This window comes from Brevibacillus sp. AY1 (assembly GCF_029870785.1).
Lineage (GTDB): Bacteria > Bacillota > Bacilli > Brevibacillales > Brevibacillaceae > Brevibacillus > Brevibacillus invocatus.
The window spans coordinates 23,745-41,052 of the sequence record NZ_JAFLPN010000034.1 but is presented as its reverse complement, the minus strand read 5'-3'; the positions used below and the strand labels follow the sequence as shown (position 1 = coordinate 41,052).

Genomic DNA, 17,308 nt, shown 5'->3' with positions numbered 1-17,308 from the left:
CAGGAACTACCTGACCTTTCCAGTGTAAAGGATTTTTTTATGCTCGTGAACGCTTGAATACAGAAGATTATGGTTATTTTTAATGATGTGAAAAGATTTATGCAACGCTAGTGTACTTAAATACAATTAATTACACAAATAATGTACTTTTTCTGCTTTAAGTTCCAATTTATGTCGAGTTTATGTACATCAAGACTGATTCTGTCGCACCACGAAAGATCCGTGACGGACAGAATTCAGTCTGATGTGTTGATCTATCAAATTCTGCTATTTAACTAGGTATTTCGACTTACCCCCACTACTGATTGGCAGTTGTGTCTCACTCTTGTCATCCTTCAGAACACCCAATGTAAGGGTACGGCCAGGTCTTAATCCCAGATCACTCAACGGAATGGCTGCCTCGATCCATTCATCACTTTCCACCCATGCATTGGAACGCTTTAAATTGGATTTCTCGTTCCAGGACCAGTTCGATCCCTTGCCGGTGTACTCATAAAGGATGCCGAATTCGAGAAGATGCTCAGCTCCCCCGGCGTTCAGATTGGATGCCTTGTAGCCGCTCTCTTTTCGATTGTCCGTATTCAGATAGAACTGCGTCTTCGTTTTCAGTCCACTGCCCTCTACCAATACGTACAAATACTCGGAGTCATTGTGGACCTTGAGAACGCGAGGGGTCGATTCGCCAGTACTCAAGGCAGCTACTTGACTCCAGTCGTTCCTGGAACCATCCACGCTGATGACAGTCTTTCCTGCAGTAGTTGGAGGCAGATTGGTAGTGCGGCTAACCAAGATCGGGCTGCTTCCCTCAGGGAGCTTATCTGCAGCTGAGTCTTTCCACACATAGCCGATCGACACCGAATCAGCTTCACGCAAACCGATATCTTCCAAAAGGATAGAGATTTCTACGACGGTTGACGTGGCCATGAACCTCCCTCTTTTGTATGAACGTATCTCCGTCCAACCCCAATCGGTTCCGCCCTTCCCGCTGTACTTGTACAGAACGCCATTTTCCACCAGGTAATCGGCTCCCATGCCACTCCAGAATGGTGCCTCAAATCCCGTATCTGCATGGTGATCGGTATTCAAGTAGAGCTGGCCTTTATCGCTAAGCAGACTGCCTGTTACCAGTACGTTCAGCTGCTGGTCAGCCATCACGGATTTAATAGAACGAACGCGGGACTTACCCGAACTCAGCTCGGGAAGATCCGTCCAATCCGAGAAGTTTCCATCGATGACAAAACGCTCTGGCTCGGATGGCTTCGTATCCAAGAGAGGAGGCGGGGGCGTGAGATCAACAAGTACCGGCTGCTGTTCTGAAAGGGGACTCGCCTTTCCATTAAACTCCGTCACTCCAATATCGATCGTCGAGCCTTGAATGCGGGCGAAACCGTAAAAATCATGCTCGCTTTTCGTCGAATAGGCTTCCGTACCTCGGTCAATAGCTGGCGAGCTGCTTACGAGACGAATGTCCTCCCCGAAATCGACAAACTTGGGATCGGCAAAAATCGAATGGGTATCATGTCCGGTTGCCTGCTTAAATTGATCCCAGGTCTTGTACGACTTGCCTTCCCAACGCCAGGACCTTCCATCTGCTCCGTCCGGACGATAGTACAGATTGTAATCAATCACATTGCCATATCCGCTGGAATTCGATTTATAGACCATCGCTTTGCCTGGCAATCCGTATATCAGATTATTCACGATGACATTGTTCCTGTTGTTCTCCTGAAACGTGATTTCGCCATACCCTTGCTGCAGCTGATCATTTTCGACCAGGGTATTGTTGGCAAACAGATTCGCTTCGGCACCGCCATTGGTAGCCTTAGAACCGCCCATAATGATTCCGGCGCCATCATTATGATGGATGTAATTGTTCCTCACGGTGATGTTGCTCGTTGTTTTCCCTTGAATTTCACTAGCAATCTCGATCCCAAAATCACTTTTGTACACATGATTGCGCTCGATAATGACATTGGTCGCCCCGTCTGCATAGATGCCACCAGCACTGTTGGAGCCGCTGCCATAAGCCGGATTGACTGAGGAATCGATGTTGTACACCGTATTCCCCGAAACCACACCATTCCTTGCTTGGTCCGTACAAGGGCGAGAACAGGCTCCGTAAAAACCAGCGATATCAATCCCAATGTTGTTATTATCGTGGACCACGTTCTGGTCGACCGTGAAGCCGTCGATGTTCCCACTTAACGTCAGTGATTCGCTGGAGCCGAGAATCAGATGATGCACACGATTCCCGCTGACACGGACCTGTTTTAGCGGTCTGATCGCATTTCCATAGATATGGATGCCATGCGCATTGCCGTCCTCGGAGCGATTTTCGATGTGGTGCACATCGTTGTTTAAGATATGGATGTTGGAGCCCCCATCTTGAACTCTTATGCCTGCTGGATATTGCGAGCTGCTTGAGGAAAAGAGATTGCGAACCTCAAACCCGTCAAATACGATGTAATTCGCGCTCAAGATTTGTACAAGCGCACTCTCGCCACTTTCGATATCGAGATTGGAACCATCGATGACTGGCCGTTCGCCGGGATATGCTTGGAAGATCATATACCCTCGGGATTCGGAACCGGATGAACGGATGGTCACGAATTCCTCGTATACGCCTTTTCTTACCAGCGCGGTTTCGCCCGCTACGAGCGTATCCGCCGCCTTCTGAATCGTACGCCAAGGAGAATCCAGTGTACCTGGATTGCTGTCGTCGCCATCACTCGCCACATAGTACACTTTTCCCGATGCATGATAGCTGGGGGATGCGTAGATCGGAGAGTAAGACACTGCAATCATGAGGGTCATCAACAGGAGAAAACTCATCTTCATGGCACGAATGATGAGCTGATGCTTCTGTCTTCGCTTCTCCATGCTTGGTGCCTCCTGACTTGCCCGTTTTTATTCCCATATATTAACATGACATAACCTACGAAGCTACATGAGATGTTTTCAAGGAGCCAAGTGCAAAAAGACCTAATTTAAAGGGACTTAATGACGATAAATGTCGTAATTTATCCGGTCGCTGTTACTATCCTATCACTCGGTTCTGAATAAATTCTAAATATAGACTTTACCGAGTATAGCCATTCACTTTTTTAATAATTTTTCAATGCATTCAGCATTTTTTCCTTTTGAACTGGTTTCACTATAAAATCAGATGCCCCTCCCTTGATCACATGCAGTATAAGTTTGCGTTGCGCCATTGCGGAACACATGATCACTCGCGCATCGGGATCAAATTGCTTGATTTCAAGGAGAGCTCTAATCCCATCCAGGTTGGGCATGTTAATATCCATCGTGATTGATACTCCTCTCCTCCAAGCTATGCTATCTAGCAATCATAGTGTTTCGTTCTCACAAGATTCTCACAAAATGGCATTTCCCTCCAAAAAAAAGACAGAGAGAATCATCTCCCTGTCTCACACAGCATTCATTTTTTTACAAATGGGATCACTACACGTTTAATTTCCAGCGGGGGTCGGCTGCCCACTCACGGCGATAATCGGATTCGAATTTAGCGTAATGCTCCATCACTTTCTCTGTTACTCCACTGCGAATATAGACCTGCAGCAGCAGCAAATTCATCTCTTCAGAGAGCGGGTAAATCGACAAGTACTGATCAAGCCTTAGTTTGGGGGTTTTATTCGCAAGGGAAAACCTGATAACATAGCCTGATCGAGGACAACATAAACCAATAGAGGTCGCGTCGGCGACTGTTCTGTCCACGGGAAGTGAGGAGGAAAGAGAAATGCATACGGAGTCAGGATCAGCTTCTCCCCAATCTGCGCAACTTGGGAATGTGAAGAGGCTTCCTATCTTAATCTCGCTGATTATCGGGGCCTTTTTCTCGATATTGAACGAGACACTGCTGAACATTGCTTTTCCGCAGTTAGTAACTGAATTGAATGTATCTGCTTCTACGCTGCAATGGCTGGCGACTGGCTACATGCTCGTGGTAGCAGTGTTAATTCCTGCTTCAGCTTTACTGGTGCAATGGTTTACAACTCGGCAAATGTTTCTGGGCGCCATGATCGTGTTCTCGTTGGGAACCTTGATCTGTGGGATCGCTCCCGGATTTTCGGTTCTGTTGATCGGACGTTTGCTGCAAGCTGCGGGCACCGGGCTGATGATGCCCGTGCTGATGAATACGATTCTCCTTCTGTATCCCCCGGAAAAAAGGGGAGCTGCGATGGGGAGCATCGGGCTTGTCATCATGTTCGCGCCGGCTATCGGCCCTACGCTATCCGGCCTGATTCTGGAATCGCTGCACTGGCGGTGGTTGTTTTACCTTGTACTGCCCTTTGCTATCTTTTCCATCGTGTTTGCGTTTATTTATCTGAAGAACGTCTCACAGCCATCCAAGCCCAAGGTAGATGTCCTGTCGATCCTTTTGTCTACGATCGGATTTGGCGGAATCGTATTTGGATTCAGCAGCTCTGGAGAAGGTCAAGCAGGCTGGTCGAGTCCGCAAGTTTACGGTTCGGTACTGTTGGGAGCCATCGCTCTTTTGTTGTTTGTTTTTCGACAACTGCGAATGGAAGAACCGCTTTTGGACCTTCGGGCATTTAAGTACCCGATGTTTTCTCAGACAGCGATCATGATGATTATCATGATGATGACCTTGTTTTCGACGATGGTTCTGCTACCTTTCCTGTTCCAAGGAGCGCTTGGCATGAGCGTGTACGCTTCTGGCCTTCTCCTGCTGCCGGGTAGCCTGTTAAACGGGCTTGTCTCTCCGGTGACGGGCAAGCTGTTCGATCGCTTCGGGCCGAGAGCCCTTTGCATATCTGCCTGATGATCGCGATCTCGATGGTGATGATGCCCATTCAAACCAATGGTCTGAACCAGCTTCCGCGTCGTTATTACCCGCATGGGACAGCGATATTAAACACCATCTCTCAAGTCGCTGGCGCAATCGGTGTTGCCTTCTTTATCAGCGTTATGGCTTCCGGACAGCAACGCTTCCTGGAGCAATCGACTGATCCGACTTCTCCCGTACAGCTAGCGGAGTCGGTCGTTGCGGGTGTACACAATGCCTTTTTCATCGGATTCGGGTTTGCGGTCGCAGCCTTCATTTTTGCTCTGTTCACGAAACGTGCACAGGCGCCAGAAGAGTGATTAAAAATAAAAATGAAAATCAAGTCGTACCCATGTTTTTGGAGGACAGAGTCATATTCCATCCCTTCAAAATCACGGATATCTTCGGGTAAATGGAATATTTTTCGTGAGGTGCTCCTTCCGAATCGTCATGCCTATTCTATTTTACCCGATTTTGCATGGCTTCAGTCGACCTTGCTAGTATTCCCTGTGATTTGGACATTAGAAGCCCAAGAAAAATAGCGACGATTCCCCGCTAGGTAATTGGAGAACAGTCGCAGTAAATGAATAAACAACCTATTTATTTCTAAAGTGTCAGCAGCATACCACCGACTGCACCTATTACGACTATCATCCACGGCGGCAATTTCCAATGAACGAGCAAGCTGAATAAGACAGCCGCGAGGGCAAAATCCATTGGCCCCTGGATAGAACTGGTCCAGATAGGCTGGTAAAATGCAGCGATCAATATTCCGACCACCGCAGCATTGACACCCATCAAAGCGCCCTTGATTTTCGGATTGCGACGCAGATCATTCCAAAACGGAAGAGTGCCCAAAACGAGCAGAAAAGCCGGCAGGAAGATCGCGATGGTCGCTACGGCCCCACCTATCCACCCATTCATAACAGCTCCTAGGTAGGCAGCAAACGTAAACAGGGGTCCTGGCACTGCCTGAGCCGCCCCGTAGCCGGCAAGAAAATCCGCTTCACTCAACCACCCGGTCGGTACGAACTCCTTTTCCAGCAAAGGCAGAACGACGTGTCCTCCACCAAATACAAGTGCCCCTGCCCGATAAAAACTGTCAAACATCGCAATCCAACGAAGGCTTGTGACTTCCCTCAGGATGGGAAGAAGGATGAGTAATCCAAAAAATAAAAGCAGGCAAATAATTGCAAGCCCACGTGATAAAGGTATGGAAAAAGGCGTCTGTGAATTTTGATCCTGATTCTGTTTTTGGTAGATGAGATAGCCAAGAACCGCCGACAAGAGAATGATCGCGATCTGCGTGTATGCTGTTTGCCACAATAGGGTCACTGTCAACGCTAAGAGAGCAATGGCCTTTCGCTTGGTATCCGGTGTCAGCTGTTGTGCCATTCCTACTATCGCGTGCGCTACAACTGCCACTGCCACGATTTTCAAACCGTGGATCCAGCCTGCATCATTGATATCCATTCCTTGCAGAACAGAAGCAAACACAATCAATGCAATCACAGAAGGTAAAGTAAAGCCAAGAAAAGAGACGATTCCACCTATAACACCAGCACGCATGACTCCAATGCCGATACCTACCTGGCTGCTTGCAGGGCCGGGCAGGAATTGGCACAATGCCACTAAGTCCGCGTAGCTCTTTTCATCCATCCATTTTCGTTTGCGAACGTATTCATGATGAAAGTAACCAAGATGTGCGATCGGTCCTCCGAAAGAAGTGAGTCCCAGTCTTGTAGAAACGATCAGGATCTCCAGTAGAAGTCTTATTTGTCTAGTCATGTCTGATTTCTCCCGCCCACCATCGTTATTTTTCAAATGACTTGTTAAACACCAGCTTTCACTTCAGCCGATAAGCGTAGCAGGCCACTGCCTCAACCTGTCGGAAGCCCTCTTGCAGGTAGAGTGTTTTCGCTCGCTCGTTCTCACCATTTACCGACAGGATTGTTCTTGCATAGGATTTTTCCTTGGCAAATCGCAGGGCGGCTCTTAATAAAATGCGGCCCGAGCCTCTCCCCTGATACTCCGGGAGGATGGCAAGCGGCCCGATATTCATGATCGGTTCCCCTTCGTATTCGTCAGCTGCCCCCCGAACGATCCCCACAGGCTTGTCATGATGGAACAGGAACATCATGCCGCCTGGCAAATCCAGCATTACGCACGTCACACCAGATCCCCTCATCCATTCCTGCTCGAAAAGCCCTGATCTCATAATCCTTCTGCAAGTCATATTCAGGTACCTCCGGGCTTTCTCTTACGAACAGGAAGGAGTACCTTTCTACTGCAAAGCTCAACCGTTCCATGTGCGCCCTGAGGGTTTGATATTCCGTAATCATAAGGGAAGCAGCAGCGATCACCTCGCCCAGTGAATTCGTTTCCATGAAGGAACACTACTCGCTACTTATCAAATTTGAACTTGGCGAGTGCGTCCTTCAGCGCCATGTTCATCCCTTCGTCTGTATCCTTCTCCTGCGACTTCAGATACTGGGCTACCTCTTTCTTGGAAACCTTGCTGCCCTTTTCCTTATCTCTGCGCTCCTGGAAGGTAGTCAGCTTCTCTCTGTGTCCACAAGCACAGACAAAGGTTTGTCCTTCACCCTGTCCCTGCAGCTCCAGCCGTTTGTGGCATTTGGGACATCTGGCATTTGTCGTCTTGGCAATGTTCTTTCGGTAGCCGCACTCCCGATCCTGGCACACCAGCATTTTGCCCCGCTTGCCATTGACCTCTAGCAAAAGCTTGCTGCACTCCGGGCATTTGCTTCTGGTCAGGTTGTCGTGCCGAAATGTTTTCTCGCTGTTTTTGATCTCTTGGACAACCGTTTTTGCGTAGGCTTTGATATCGCCGATAAACACCTGCTTGTTCAAGCTTCCTGTGGCGATCGCTCCGAGCTTCTGCTCCCATTGGGCAGTCAACGTTGGCGATTGCATGTCATCGGGGACCAGCTCCAGCAGCTGCTTTCCTTTTGCAGTGACGTAAATATGCTTGCCTCTCTTCTCGAACAAAAAGCTGTTAAACAGCTTCTCGATGACATCGGCACGAGTCGCCACGGTGCCCAGTCCGCCGGTCTCACCAATGGTTTTGATCAGCTCTTTGCTCTCGTTTGCCATGTATTTCGCGGGGTTTTCCATCGCTGACAACAGACTGGCTTCGGTGAACGGCTCCGGCGGCTTGGTTTCCCCCTTGGTTTGTGAAATAGCCTGGATACGCAGACGATCCCCTTTTGTCAGCTTAGGCAGCGTCTGCTCCGCTACCCCACTTTTGGAGTCCTCGTCCTCCACATCGTAGTCGTATACCTCTCTCCACCCCTGCGACAGCACGGTTTTCCCTCTTGCCACGAACAGCTCTTTTCCGATTTTCGCCTGAATCGTGGTTTGCTCATATTCAAAGGCAGGAAAGAGAACGGCCAGGAATCGCTTTACCACGAGATCAAAAATCCTTCGCTCCTTGTCGCTGAGGTCGCTCAACAAAACCGTTTGCTCTGTCGGAATGATCGCATGGTGATCCGACACCTTGCTGTCATCGACGAAGGCTTTGCTTGCTTTGATTGGAGCGCGCAAGACCTTGGCGGCGAGCGGCGCGTATGGCTTCATCTGGACAGCCTTGATGCGATCAGGCAAGGTTTCTACGATATCAGCTGAGAGATAGCGCGAATCTGTCCGCGGATACGTCACTACCTTGTGATGTTCGTAGAGTCCCTGCATAATGGAGAGCGTTTCCTTTGCCGAATAGCCGAACATCTTGTTGGCATCCCGCTGCAGCTCCGTGAGATCGTAGAGCTGTGGCGCAAAGCTTTTCTTGTGAGCCTTGGTGACCTCAATCACCTCGGCGCTTTTTTCCTGTTTCAATGACGCCAGCAGCTGATCTGCTTTTTCCTGGGAAAAGGTTTTTACATCCTTTGTCTGCTGATCCTGCCATTGAAGCTGGACTGGCCCTTCAGCTACAGCAGTCAATCCGTAATACGGCTTCGGTTTAAATTGGCGTATCTCTTCCTCTCGTTTCGCGACGATGGCCAAGGTAGGAGTCTGCACGCGACCACAGGACAGCTGGGCATTATGCTTGCAGGTTAGAGCTCGTGTAGCATTAATCCCTACCAGCCAGTCTGCCTCTGCACGCGCGGCTGCGGATGCATACAGCTTTTCATACGCTTTGCCGTCCTTGAGATTGCGAACACCCTCCCGGATTGCCTTGTCGGTCACCGATGAGATCCAAAGACGCTTGATGGGCTTGCTCACATGCGCCATCTCAATGATCCAGCGTGCGACCAGCTCTCCCTCACGCCCCGCATCCGTCGCAATGACGATTTCCTTTACATCATTTCGTTTCATCTGTTGTTTCACGGTATGAAACTGCCTTTGGCTTTCCTTAATGATCACCAGCTTCAATGGAGACGGCATGATTGGCAAATCCTCGATTTTCCACGAACTGAATTGCTGCCCATACACCTCGGGATCAGCCAACGTGACGAGATGGCCCAGCGCCCACGTCACGATATATGTATCTCCTTCGAAATAACCATTTCCTTTTTTCTGACATTGCAAGACTCGCGCGATGTCGCGCCCAACAGAAGGCTTCTCAGCCAGTACAAGTGTTTTGCTCATTTCCGACATCCTTTCCAAGCCAAATAACCTTCATTAGCTCCATTCTAACCAAAAACCAAGCCGTGGGGAAAACAAAAGAACCACCCCTTTTACTCGGAATGGCTCTTTAGGTTCATCGATTTAGACCTTCTTCACGAATTCGGATTTTAGCTTCATCGCGCCAAAACCATCGATTTTGCAATCAATATCGTGGTCACCTTCAACCAAACGAATATTTTTTACTCTTGTACCGATTTTCAGGACGGATGAGCTTCCCTTTACTTTCAGGTCTTTAATTATGGTAACGGTATCCCCGTCATTCAAGACATTTCCGTTGGCGTCTTTGACGACTTTTTGATCTTCCTGGCTATCAGATTCGGAGCCTGGTACCCATTCATGGGCACATTCCGGGCAAACCAGATGATTTCCGTCTTCGTAGGTGTAGGCGGAGGTGCATTTTGGACAGCTTGGCAAAGTAGACATGTTTCTAGTTCTCCTTGGGTTATTGATGAATCTATCCATTTCATTTCCATTATAGCAAAAATAATCCGACTGCATAATAACTAGCCTATCTTGGCAAAGCTAGTATAATGTAGCGCGGAGAAGCGCCCGGTTTCAATAAAGTAAAGTATACAAATTAGTAACATTTATTTAATTAAAATCATTATTATTTGGGTTGACAAACACTCGATATTGAATAATAATGATTATCGAGTTAGAATTATTACAAACAAATCCCAAGGAGGAAATTGAATATGTCTCTCATCGGAAAAGAAGTACTCCCTTTTAAAGCACAAGCATTCAAAAACGGAGATTTTGTAGAAGTTACAGAAGCAAACTTTAAAGGAAAATGGAGTGTTGTTTGCTTCTACCCAGCTGACTTCACATTCGTTTGCCCTACAGAGCTGGAAGACTTGCAAAACCAATACGAAACTTTGAAATCTATGGGAGCTGAAGTATATTCCGTTTCCACTGACACTCATTTCACTCATAAAGCATGGCACGATACTTCCGAAACCATCGGTAAAATTACCTACACCATGATCGGCGATCCTTCCCATGTTATTTCCCGCAACTTCGATGTTCTGATCGAAGCAGATGGACTGGCTGATCGCGGTACTTTCATCATCGACCCAGATGGTATCATCCAAACTGTTGAAATCAACGCTGGCGGTATCGGTCGCGATGCTAGCGCAGTTGTTGCTAAACTGAAAGCTGCTCAATACGTACGCAACAATCCAGGTGAAGTTTGCCCAGCGAAATGGCAAGAAGGTTCCGCTACACTGAAACCAAGTCTTGACCTCGTGGGTAAAATTTAAGGAGCGCGATAACAATGATGCTAGATGCAGACATTAAAGCGCAATTAGAGCAATACCTTCAATTGCTGGAAAGCGATATATTGCTCAAAGTTAGTGCAGGCTCCGATAAAGTTTCGAATGAGATGAACCTGCTGGTCGACCAATTGGCAACCATTTCACCGAAAATCAAAGTCGAGCAAACAGACTTGTCGCGAACACCAAGCTTTAGTGTAAACCGCATCGGCGAAGACACGGGTGTCACTTTTGCTGGTGTACCGTTGGGACATGAATTTACTTCATTGGTGCTCGCCCTGCTGCAAGTAAGCGGACGAGCTCCAAAGGTTGATCAAAGCGTAATCGATCAAGTGAAAAGCATTAAAGGCGAATATCACTTCGAGACTTACGTCAGCCTGAGCTGCCACAATTGTCCCGATGTTGTACAAGCATTGAACCTGATGAGTATCCTCAATCCTGGCATCACACACACCATGATTGACGGTGCAGCATACAAGGAAGAAGTGGAAAGCAAAAACATCATGGCCGTACCTACGGTGTTCCTGAATGGTGAACACTTCGGCGGCGGTCGTATGACGCTCGAAGAAATTCTCGCCAAAATGGGTAATGGACCAGATGCATCCGCATTTGCCGATAAAGAGCCATTCGATGTGCTTGTTGTCGGCGGCGGCCCAGCTGGTGCCAGTGCCGCGATCTACGCAGCTCGCAAAGGTATCCGTACCGGTATTGTGGCAGAGCGCTTTGGCGGTCAGATCATGGACACGATGGGTATTGAGAACTTTATCAGTGTGAAATACACAGAAGGTCCTAAGCTTGCTGCAAGTCTGGAAGAGCACGTGAAAGAGTACAACGTAGACGTGATGAACCTGCAGCGTGCCAAACGCTTGGAAAAGAAGGACCTGATCGAGATTGAACTGGAAAACGGTGCTGTTCTCAAAAGCAAAACCGTCATTCTTTCGACAGGTGCTCGCTGGCGCAATGTTGGTGTCCCTGGCGAAGCCGAGTTCAAAAATAAAGGCGTTGCCTATTGCCCTCACTGCGACGGTCCATTGTTTGCTGGAAAACACGTAGCTGTTATCGGTGGCGGAAACTCCGGTATTGAAGCAGCTATTGACCTCGCAGGGATTGTAAAGCACGTTACTGTTATTGAATTTAACTCCGAACTAAAAGCGGATTCTGTCCTGCAAGAGCGTCTTAACAGTCTGCCGAATGTAACTGTCATCACGAACGCTCAAACCACAGAAATTACCGGTACCGACAAGGTAAATGGCATTTCCTACATGGATCGTGATACGAAGGAAGTTCACCATGTAGAATTGCAGGGTGTATTTGTCCAAATCGGTCTTGTTCCGAATACGGATTGGTTGGGCGACACTCTGGAACGCACCAGAATGGGTGAGATTGTGGTCGACAAGCATGGCGCTACCAGCCTACCTGGCGTGTTTGCCGCAGGTGACTGCACGGACAGTCCGTACAAGCAAATCATTATTTCCATGGGATCCGGTGCGAATGCAGCTTTGGGTGCATTCGATTATCTGATTCGGAATTAATAGAAGAAAGTCGTTTTACTATCTGATGGGTAGTAAAGCGGCTTTTTGTATTTTAGGGACTGCCAAAAACCTGTTACTGGATGCTGGATCTCATCCGTCGCGATTTGGGCAAAACCTTACCTTCATGATCTACAAAGCGTTTAAATGATGGACAGCGAGGTGAGTACCATTGAACACTTTTCTTGTGTTATTGATTCTTTTTTCAATCCTATCAACGACCCTGACGATTGTAATGGTAATCAAGAAATTGCGTGCCCGGTAGAACAGATAGCAAACATATTGGTTTTCTATGGACAGATCTGGCAAAAAAGCCATTCTGCACTCTCTGGCCAGCTCTTCCAGCGAAGACGGACCCATTTCCGGAGGCAACCGCAAAAAGACATGAGATTGAGTCCCCGACCATGCTTCATAATAAGCGGCTCCTTCTAGGCTGCTTCCATACACCTGACGAAATATTTCATCCAACACCCGGGCGTACACCTCATCAGCTGGCAGCCAAAGCAGTTGATCCGTCAGAGCATGCACCGCCAAAAAATCACCATCTACCGTTGTGCCTATAGCGACACATTGTCCGATCTGTTCTTGCGTAATCGGACTGTCTTCGTCATGCTCCCATAAATCGTACTCGGCAAAAGGTTTAAGTACCTCCGTATCCGGCAAACAGACATTCATCCAGCCTCTGTAAGTACCTTCACCAAATCGCTGCAAAAAACGGAAGTAACCCGGCGGAAAAGAAGTGGAATCTTCTTGAGCTAGCGCTTTACTTTGGCTATCAGACAGCGGCTTAGGGCTAGATACCATGTACATGAATACACCTCCTATTGGGTGAACACTCTCTATCAAGTGCTTCGCGATCAATCTATCGAAGCGAAAGCTGCTTTTATGGTCTGTAGTTTATCACAATGGGTATATTTGGTACTCGGCCCTTCGCTTCAGAAAGGCGTTGCAGTCCATCAGCCTTTTGTCATAAGGATGATTTTTCGCCAGAATACAAACAGCCTCCGTCCCAATAAAATCAGGACGAAGGCCGTTTTACTCATTCCTATTGTCTACAGTCAGTCTACCTGACGAGAGCCAGTTCTTCACTTGCCAGACCAAGCGCCCGCGATGTTGAAGTATGAATCTCATCAATCAGCTCAGGTTTTTGCAAAAGTGACACGCCGTAAGAAGGAATCATTTCTTTTATTTTTGGTTCCCACTCTTGAATATGTTGCGGGAAGCATTTTTTCATTAACTCAATCATGACGTGTACGGCAGTAGAAGCACCAGGTGAGGCACCGAGCAATGCAGCGATGGAACCATCAGCAGCACTGATTACCTCTGTACCAAATTGAAGCGTTCCCATACCGGAATCCGTATCTTTGATCACTTGTACGCGTTGGCCAGCTACCACGATGTCCCAATCCTCGCTTTTGGCGTTCGGGATAAATTCGCGCAGCTCTTCCATACGCTGTTCTTTCGACAACATCACTTGCTGGATCAGATACTTGGTCAATGGAACGTTTTTAGCGCCTGCAGCCAACATCGTAAAGACGTTATTCGGCTTTACAGAACCGATCAGGTCAAACATGGAACCCGTTTTCAGGAACTTTGGTGAGAAGCCAGCAAACGGTCCAAAGAGCAGTGATTTTTCGTTGTCGATATATCTGGTGTCCAGATGCGGAACAGACATAGGAGGAGCACCAACTTTAGCTTTGCCGTAAACCTTCGCATGATGCTGCGCGACAACATCCGGATTTTTGCACACCATAAATAAGCCGCTTACTGGGAAGCCCCCAATATGCTTGCTCTCAGGAATACCGGATTTTTGGAGTAGTGGCAGGCTTCCACCGCCACCACCGATAAAGACGAATTTTGCAGTATGGCTTTCGATATCACCGTTCTCGACATTCCATACTTTCAATTCCCACTTGCCGTCGCTCGTACGTTTAATATCATCAACCTGATGCTTGTACCGAATATCGACGTTTTTCGTCTTTAAGTGGTCAAACAGAATGCGCGTCAAAGCACCAAAATTGACATCCGTCCCGGATTCGATTCTGGTTGCTGCTATAGCTTCACTCGTATTACGGCCTTCCATAATAAGCGGAATCCATTCCATCAGTTTTTTCGGGTCATCGGAGAACTCCATCCCTTGAAACAGCGGATTGTTGGCCAGTGCTTCAAAACGCTTTCTTAAAAACGAAACATTACTTTCACCTTGAACTAAACTCAAATGAGGCAACGGTCTGATAAAGTCCTGCGGATTACTTATCAGATTGTTGTTGACAAGATAAGACCAAAACTGTCGGGAAATCTGGAACTGTTCATTAATTTTTACAGCTTTGCTAATGTCTACAGATCCGTCCGCTTTTTCGACGGTGTAGTTCAGCTCGCACAGTGCTGCGTGACCTGTACCCGCATTGTTCCATTCGTTGGAACTTTCCTCTCCTGCGCTTTCGAGCTTCTCAAAAACTGTAATGTTCCAGTCCGGTACTAATTCTTTTAGCAACGTTCCCAAAGTCGCACTCATGATTCCGGCACCAATCAAGATAACGTCTGTTTCAGTTTGTCTGCTACTCATTTTAACCGTCCTAACTCGCTATTATTTGAAGAAAAGATGTAGGCGCTCCTGCTTTAGCTTTTATCTTCTCAGCAAACCAGGTTGCGACCAATTCACATACCTTTTCTGGATAAATGAAAACCTACTTATAGTGTATCATTATTATGATAATAGTGTATCACTATTATTTTCAAATTAAAATATTTGCTAGTATCACATATAACTATACATAAACGAAGTTCTTCACCCGGATGCTTGGCAGGGGGTGTGGCTTTGGTTGAACGCCTCCAGTATATAGAAATCCTCCAGGTGCCTTGACATTGTGGAACTGGTGTGATTTGGTCAAAATATTCCATCCCCCATTTTACACATATCAGTTACAAAAGATGTGATGATGTAAAAAAGTCCCTTCCATTCGAGACAATGGTCGGGACTTCTGCTAACTTTAAAGCCTTTTAGAAAGAAGGTTATTTTCCCAAAGGAATCCATCCCGTCAAAACGGCGCCACCATCAGAATGATTGGATGCGGTCAGGTCCCCTCCATGCTGTCTCATGATTCTTTGTGAAATCGTTAACCCTAATCCAGCTCCTCCTGTTGATCGGCTTCTCGATACATCCCCACGATACAAAGGTTCAAAAACGTGATGAAGCTCTTCCTCGGAAAAGCCCTTCCCGGTATCTTGAATGGTGAAAGTGATTTTGTCCTCTTGTCTATCGCACTGAACAACAATCTCGCCACCATCAGGCGTATGTCTTAGTGCATTATCCAACAGATTGTTCACTGCGCGTTCCAATAAGTGTGCATCGCCACGAATCGTACCTTTATTCCCGAAAGCTCTCTCCATGATCGAGATGTTCTTCTGCTGTGCTTGCAGTCTGATGCTCTGAACTGACTGCTTGATGACCTGTGAGAGATCAACAGGATGCTGGTTCAGCTCATTCTCAAAGTATTCCGTTCTCGAAAAGGTGAAAAGATCTTCCACAAGTCTGTCCAGCTGCGCTGACTTTTCCTTGCATACGGCTACATACTTATCTATTTTCTCAGGTGATCGGGCAATGCCTTGCTCCAATCCATCCAAATATCCTCGCAGAGCAAATAATGGCGTACGTAAATCATGTGCCACAGCAGCAATCATAAATCGTCTTTCATTTTCCAGCTCCGCCTGCTTCTGAAACGACTCTTTGAGACCCGTAACCATCGCGTTGAAGCCATCACGAACTTCTACGATTTCTGCGATAGGTGACGAAGGTAGCTTTACGTCAAAATCCCCTTTTGCCATTTCCCGAGCACTCATACTCAATTTCTCAAGAGGCTTGATCATCCAACGCTTCATGGCCAAGCCGATAATCACAAAAGCTAGAATCAAACCAGCGAATGCTGCTATGAATGGAAGGATTCTTGAATTCGAATCGTCAATCATGACCCTACCTATGAGACTCCCGTCTTGAATCACGGAAAACTGCTCCACTCTGGTAAATGCCTGTTTCCTCGCATCACTCATTTGAAATAGAATGTCATTGGTTTCTGAGAGAATTGTTACACCCAGGTCCCTCTCTTTCAAATGACGGCTCAGCTGGTTTTGCCACGCTGTGTCCTTCCATTTATCCGAATTGGCTTCTATCAGATAAATCGTCTGATCCACGTTTTCCTGTTGGAAATCCGCCCTTTCAAACCGCAATGTATTTGTCTCCATAAAATGAGCAGCCACAAAAAACACCCATGGCAATAGGGAAAGCAAAAACAAGCTGAGGATGGTAAATTTACGTATACGTATGGTTTTCATGTGTTTCTCCTATGAATCGATATCCAATCCCCCATACGTTGATAATCCATTTCGGACGATTCGGATCCGCCTCTATTTTTTCACGAAGTCTGCTGATATGGACACGGACCGTATGCTTATCCCCTACTCCACTCCAAAATTTATCCAATAACTGCTCATAGGAAAAAACATATTTCGGATGCTCGGCAAACAAGCATAGAAGTTCATATTCTTTGGGCGTAAGAGCAATCATTTCCCCATCTGACCATACCTCTCTTGATGATAAATCCAATGTCAGACTTCCGTAATGCAAGACTTTTCTCATGGACTCTTGTTGTACACGAGTACGCCGCAACACCGCCTTTACTCTGGCAACAATTTCTCCAGGTGAAGCCGTTTTGACGATATAATCATCGCCTCCGAGCGCAAGACCCCGAATCTTGTCTATATCACCGCTTCGCGCACTCAGGAAAAGGATAGGTACATGGCTTTTCTCCCGAATTTGCCGGCATAATTCGAATCCGCTTTGTCCCGGCATCATGATGTCAAGGATCATGCAATGGATGATGCTTTTTTCAAACACAGCCATGGCTTGAATGGTGTCAGAAGCCGTTTTCACTTGATAGCCTTCATTTTCCAGAAAATCCCTTAACAGTTCGACGATACTTGTATCATCGTCCACGACTAAGATCGTCTGCCATTCCTTCATGCCTATCGCACCCTTCTGTTAAGACCTACTCCGAGAGAAC

The 17,308-nt window shown here is 47.2% G+C and carries 14 protein-coding genes and 1 pseudogene; 3 read left to right on the top strand and 12 right to left on the bottom strand.

Annotated elements, in window-relative coordinates:
• Window positions 1-267 precede the first annotated feature (267 nt).
• The 3 genes from JZI27_RS20105 to JZI27_RS20095 form a co-directional block, all read right to left on the bottom strand.
• Complete coding sequence (locus JZI27_RS20105; protein ID WP_280208954.1) at window positions 268-2,880, bottom strand: right-handed parallel beta-helix repeat-containing protein; 2,613 nt, start codon at window positions 2,878-2,880, stop codon at window positions 268-270.
• Window positions 2,881-3,104: 224 nt separating this feature from the next.
• Window positions 3,105-3,305, bottom strand: a complete 201-nt coding sequence (locus JZI27_RS20100; protein WP_280208951.1) for a response regulator — start codon at window positions 3,303-3,305, stop codon at window positions 3,105-3,107.
• Window positions 3,306-3,462: 157 nt separating this feature from the next.
• Complete coding sequence (locus JZI27_RS20095; protein ID WP_251242785.1) at window positions 3,463-3,621, bottom strand: hypothetical protein; 159 nt, start codon at window positions 3,619-3,621, stop codon at window positions 3,463-3,465.
• A 136-nt stretch (window positions 3,622-3,757) separates the two neighbouring features.
• On the opposite strand from JZI27_RS20095, the pseudogene JZI27_RS20090 reads away from it, so the two are divergent.
• A pseudogene (locus JZI27_RS20090) lies at window positions 3,758-5,127 on the top strand (DHA2 family efflux MFS transporter permease subunit).
• A gap of 286 nt (window positions 5,128-5,413) precedes the next feature.
• On the opposite strand, the gene JZI27_RS20085 reads toward JZI27_RS20090, so the two are convergent.
• The 5 genes from JZI27_RS20085 to JZI27_RS20065 form a co-directional block, all read right to left on the bottom strand.
• Window positions 5,414-6,595, bottom strand: a complete 1,182-nt coding sequence (locus JZI27_RS20085; protein WP_280208949.1) for a chromate transporter — start codon at window positions 6,593-6,595, stop codon at window positions 5,414-5,416.
• Between the two features lie 58 nt (window positions 6,596-6,653).
• The gene (locus JZI27_RS20080; protein ID WP_251242788.1) at window positions 6,654-6,980 is read right to left on the bottom strand and encodes a GNAT family N-acetyltransferase; all 327 of its coding nucleotides are present in this window, start codon (window positions 6,978-6,980) and stop codon (window positions 6,654-6,656) included.
• Window positions 6,925-7,194, bottom strand: a complete 270-nt coding sequence (locus JZI27_RS20075) for a hypothetical protein (protein WP_280208948.1) — start codon at window positions 7,192-7,194, stop codon at window positions 6,925-6,927. Before JZI27_RS20075 ends, JZI27_RS20080 begins: the two co-directional genes overlap by 56 nt.
• A 16-nt stretch (window positions 7,195-7,210) precedes the next feature.
• Window positions 7,211-9,412 carry a DNA topoisomerase III gene (locus tag JZI27_RS20070; protein ID WP_280208946.1) on the bottom strand — a complete coding sequence of 734 codons (2,202 nt, stop codon included), beginning with the start codon at window positions 9,410-9,412 and terminating at the stop codon, window positions 7,211-7,213.
• Window positions 9,413-9,532: 120 nt separating this feature from the next.
• Window positions 9,533-9,874 carry a zinc ribbon domain-containing protein YjdM gene (locus JZI27_RS20065; RefSeq protein WP_122910695.1) on the bottom strand — a complete coding sequence of 114 codons (342 nt, stop codon included), beginning with the start codon at window positions 9,872-9,874 and terminating at the stop codon, window positions 9,533-9,535.
• 272 nt (window positions 9,875-10,146) lie between these two features.
• On the opposite strand from JZI27_RS20065, the gene ahpC reads away from it, so the two are divergent.
• A complete protein-coding gene (gene ahpC, locus JZI27_RS20060; RefSeq protein WP_122910694.1) occupies window positions 10,147-10,710 on the top strand; it encodes an alkyl hydroperoxide reductase subunit C in 564 nt (187 codons plus the stop codon).
• A 14-nt stretch (window positions 10,711-10,724) separates the two neighbouring features.
• Window positions 10,725-12,254: an alkyl hydroperoxide reductase subunit F gene (ahpF, locus tag JZI27_RS20055; protein ID WP_251242790.1), complete on the top strand. Its 1,530-nt coding sequence runs from the start codon at window positions 10,725-10,727 to the stop codon at window positions 12,252-12,254.
• A 129-nt stretch (window positions 12,255-12,383) separates the two neighbouring features.
• Here the strand turns inward: ahpF and JZI27_RS20050 are convergent, their stop codons facing one another.
• From JZI27_RS20050 to JZI27_RS20035, 4 genes are all read right to left on the bottom strand, one after another.
• Window positions 12,384-13,061: a hypothetical protein gene (locus JZI27_RS20050; RefSeq protein ID WP_280208941.1), complete on the bottom strand. Its 678-nt coding sequence runs from the start codon at window positions 13,059-13,061 to the stop codon at window positions 12,384-12,386.
• A 253-nt stretch (window positions 13,062-13,314) separates the two neighbouring features.
• Complete coding sequence (locus JZI27_RS20045; protein WP_122910692.1) at window positions 13,315-14,817, bottom strand: malate:quinone oxidoreductase; 1,503 nt, start codon at window positions 14,815-14,817, stop codon at window positions 13,315-13,317.
• Between the two features lie 446 nt (window positions 14,818-15,263).
• On the bottom strand, window positions 15,264-16,580 hold the full coding sequence (locus JZI27_RS20040; protein ID WP_280208938.1) for a sensor histidine kinase: 1,317 nt from the start codon (window positions 16,578-16,580) through the stop codon (window positions 15,264-15,266).
• Window positions 16,558-17,268, bottom strand: coding sequence for a response regulator transcription factor (locus JZI27_RS20035; RefSeq protein WP_280208937.1), 711 nt, complete (start codon window positions 17,266-17,268; stop codon window positions 16,558-16,560). The genes JZI27_RS20040 and JZI27_RS20035 overlap by 23 nt, the downstream gene beginning before the upstream one ends.
• Window positions 17,269-17,308: the final 40 nt, after the last annotated feature.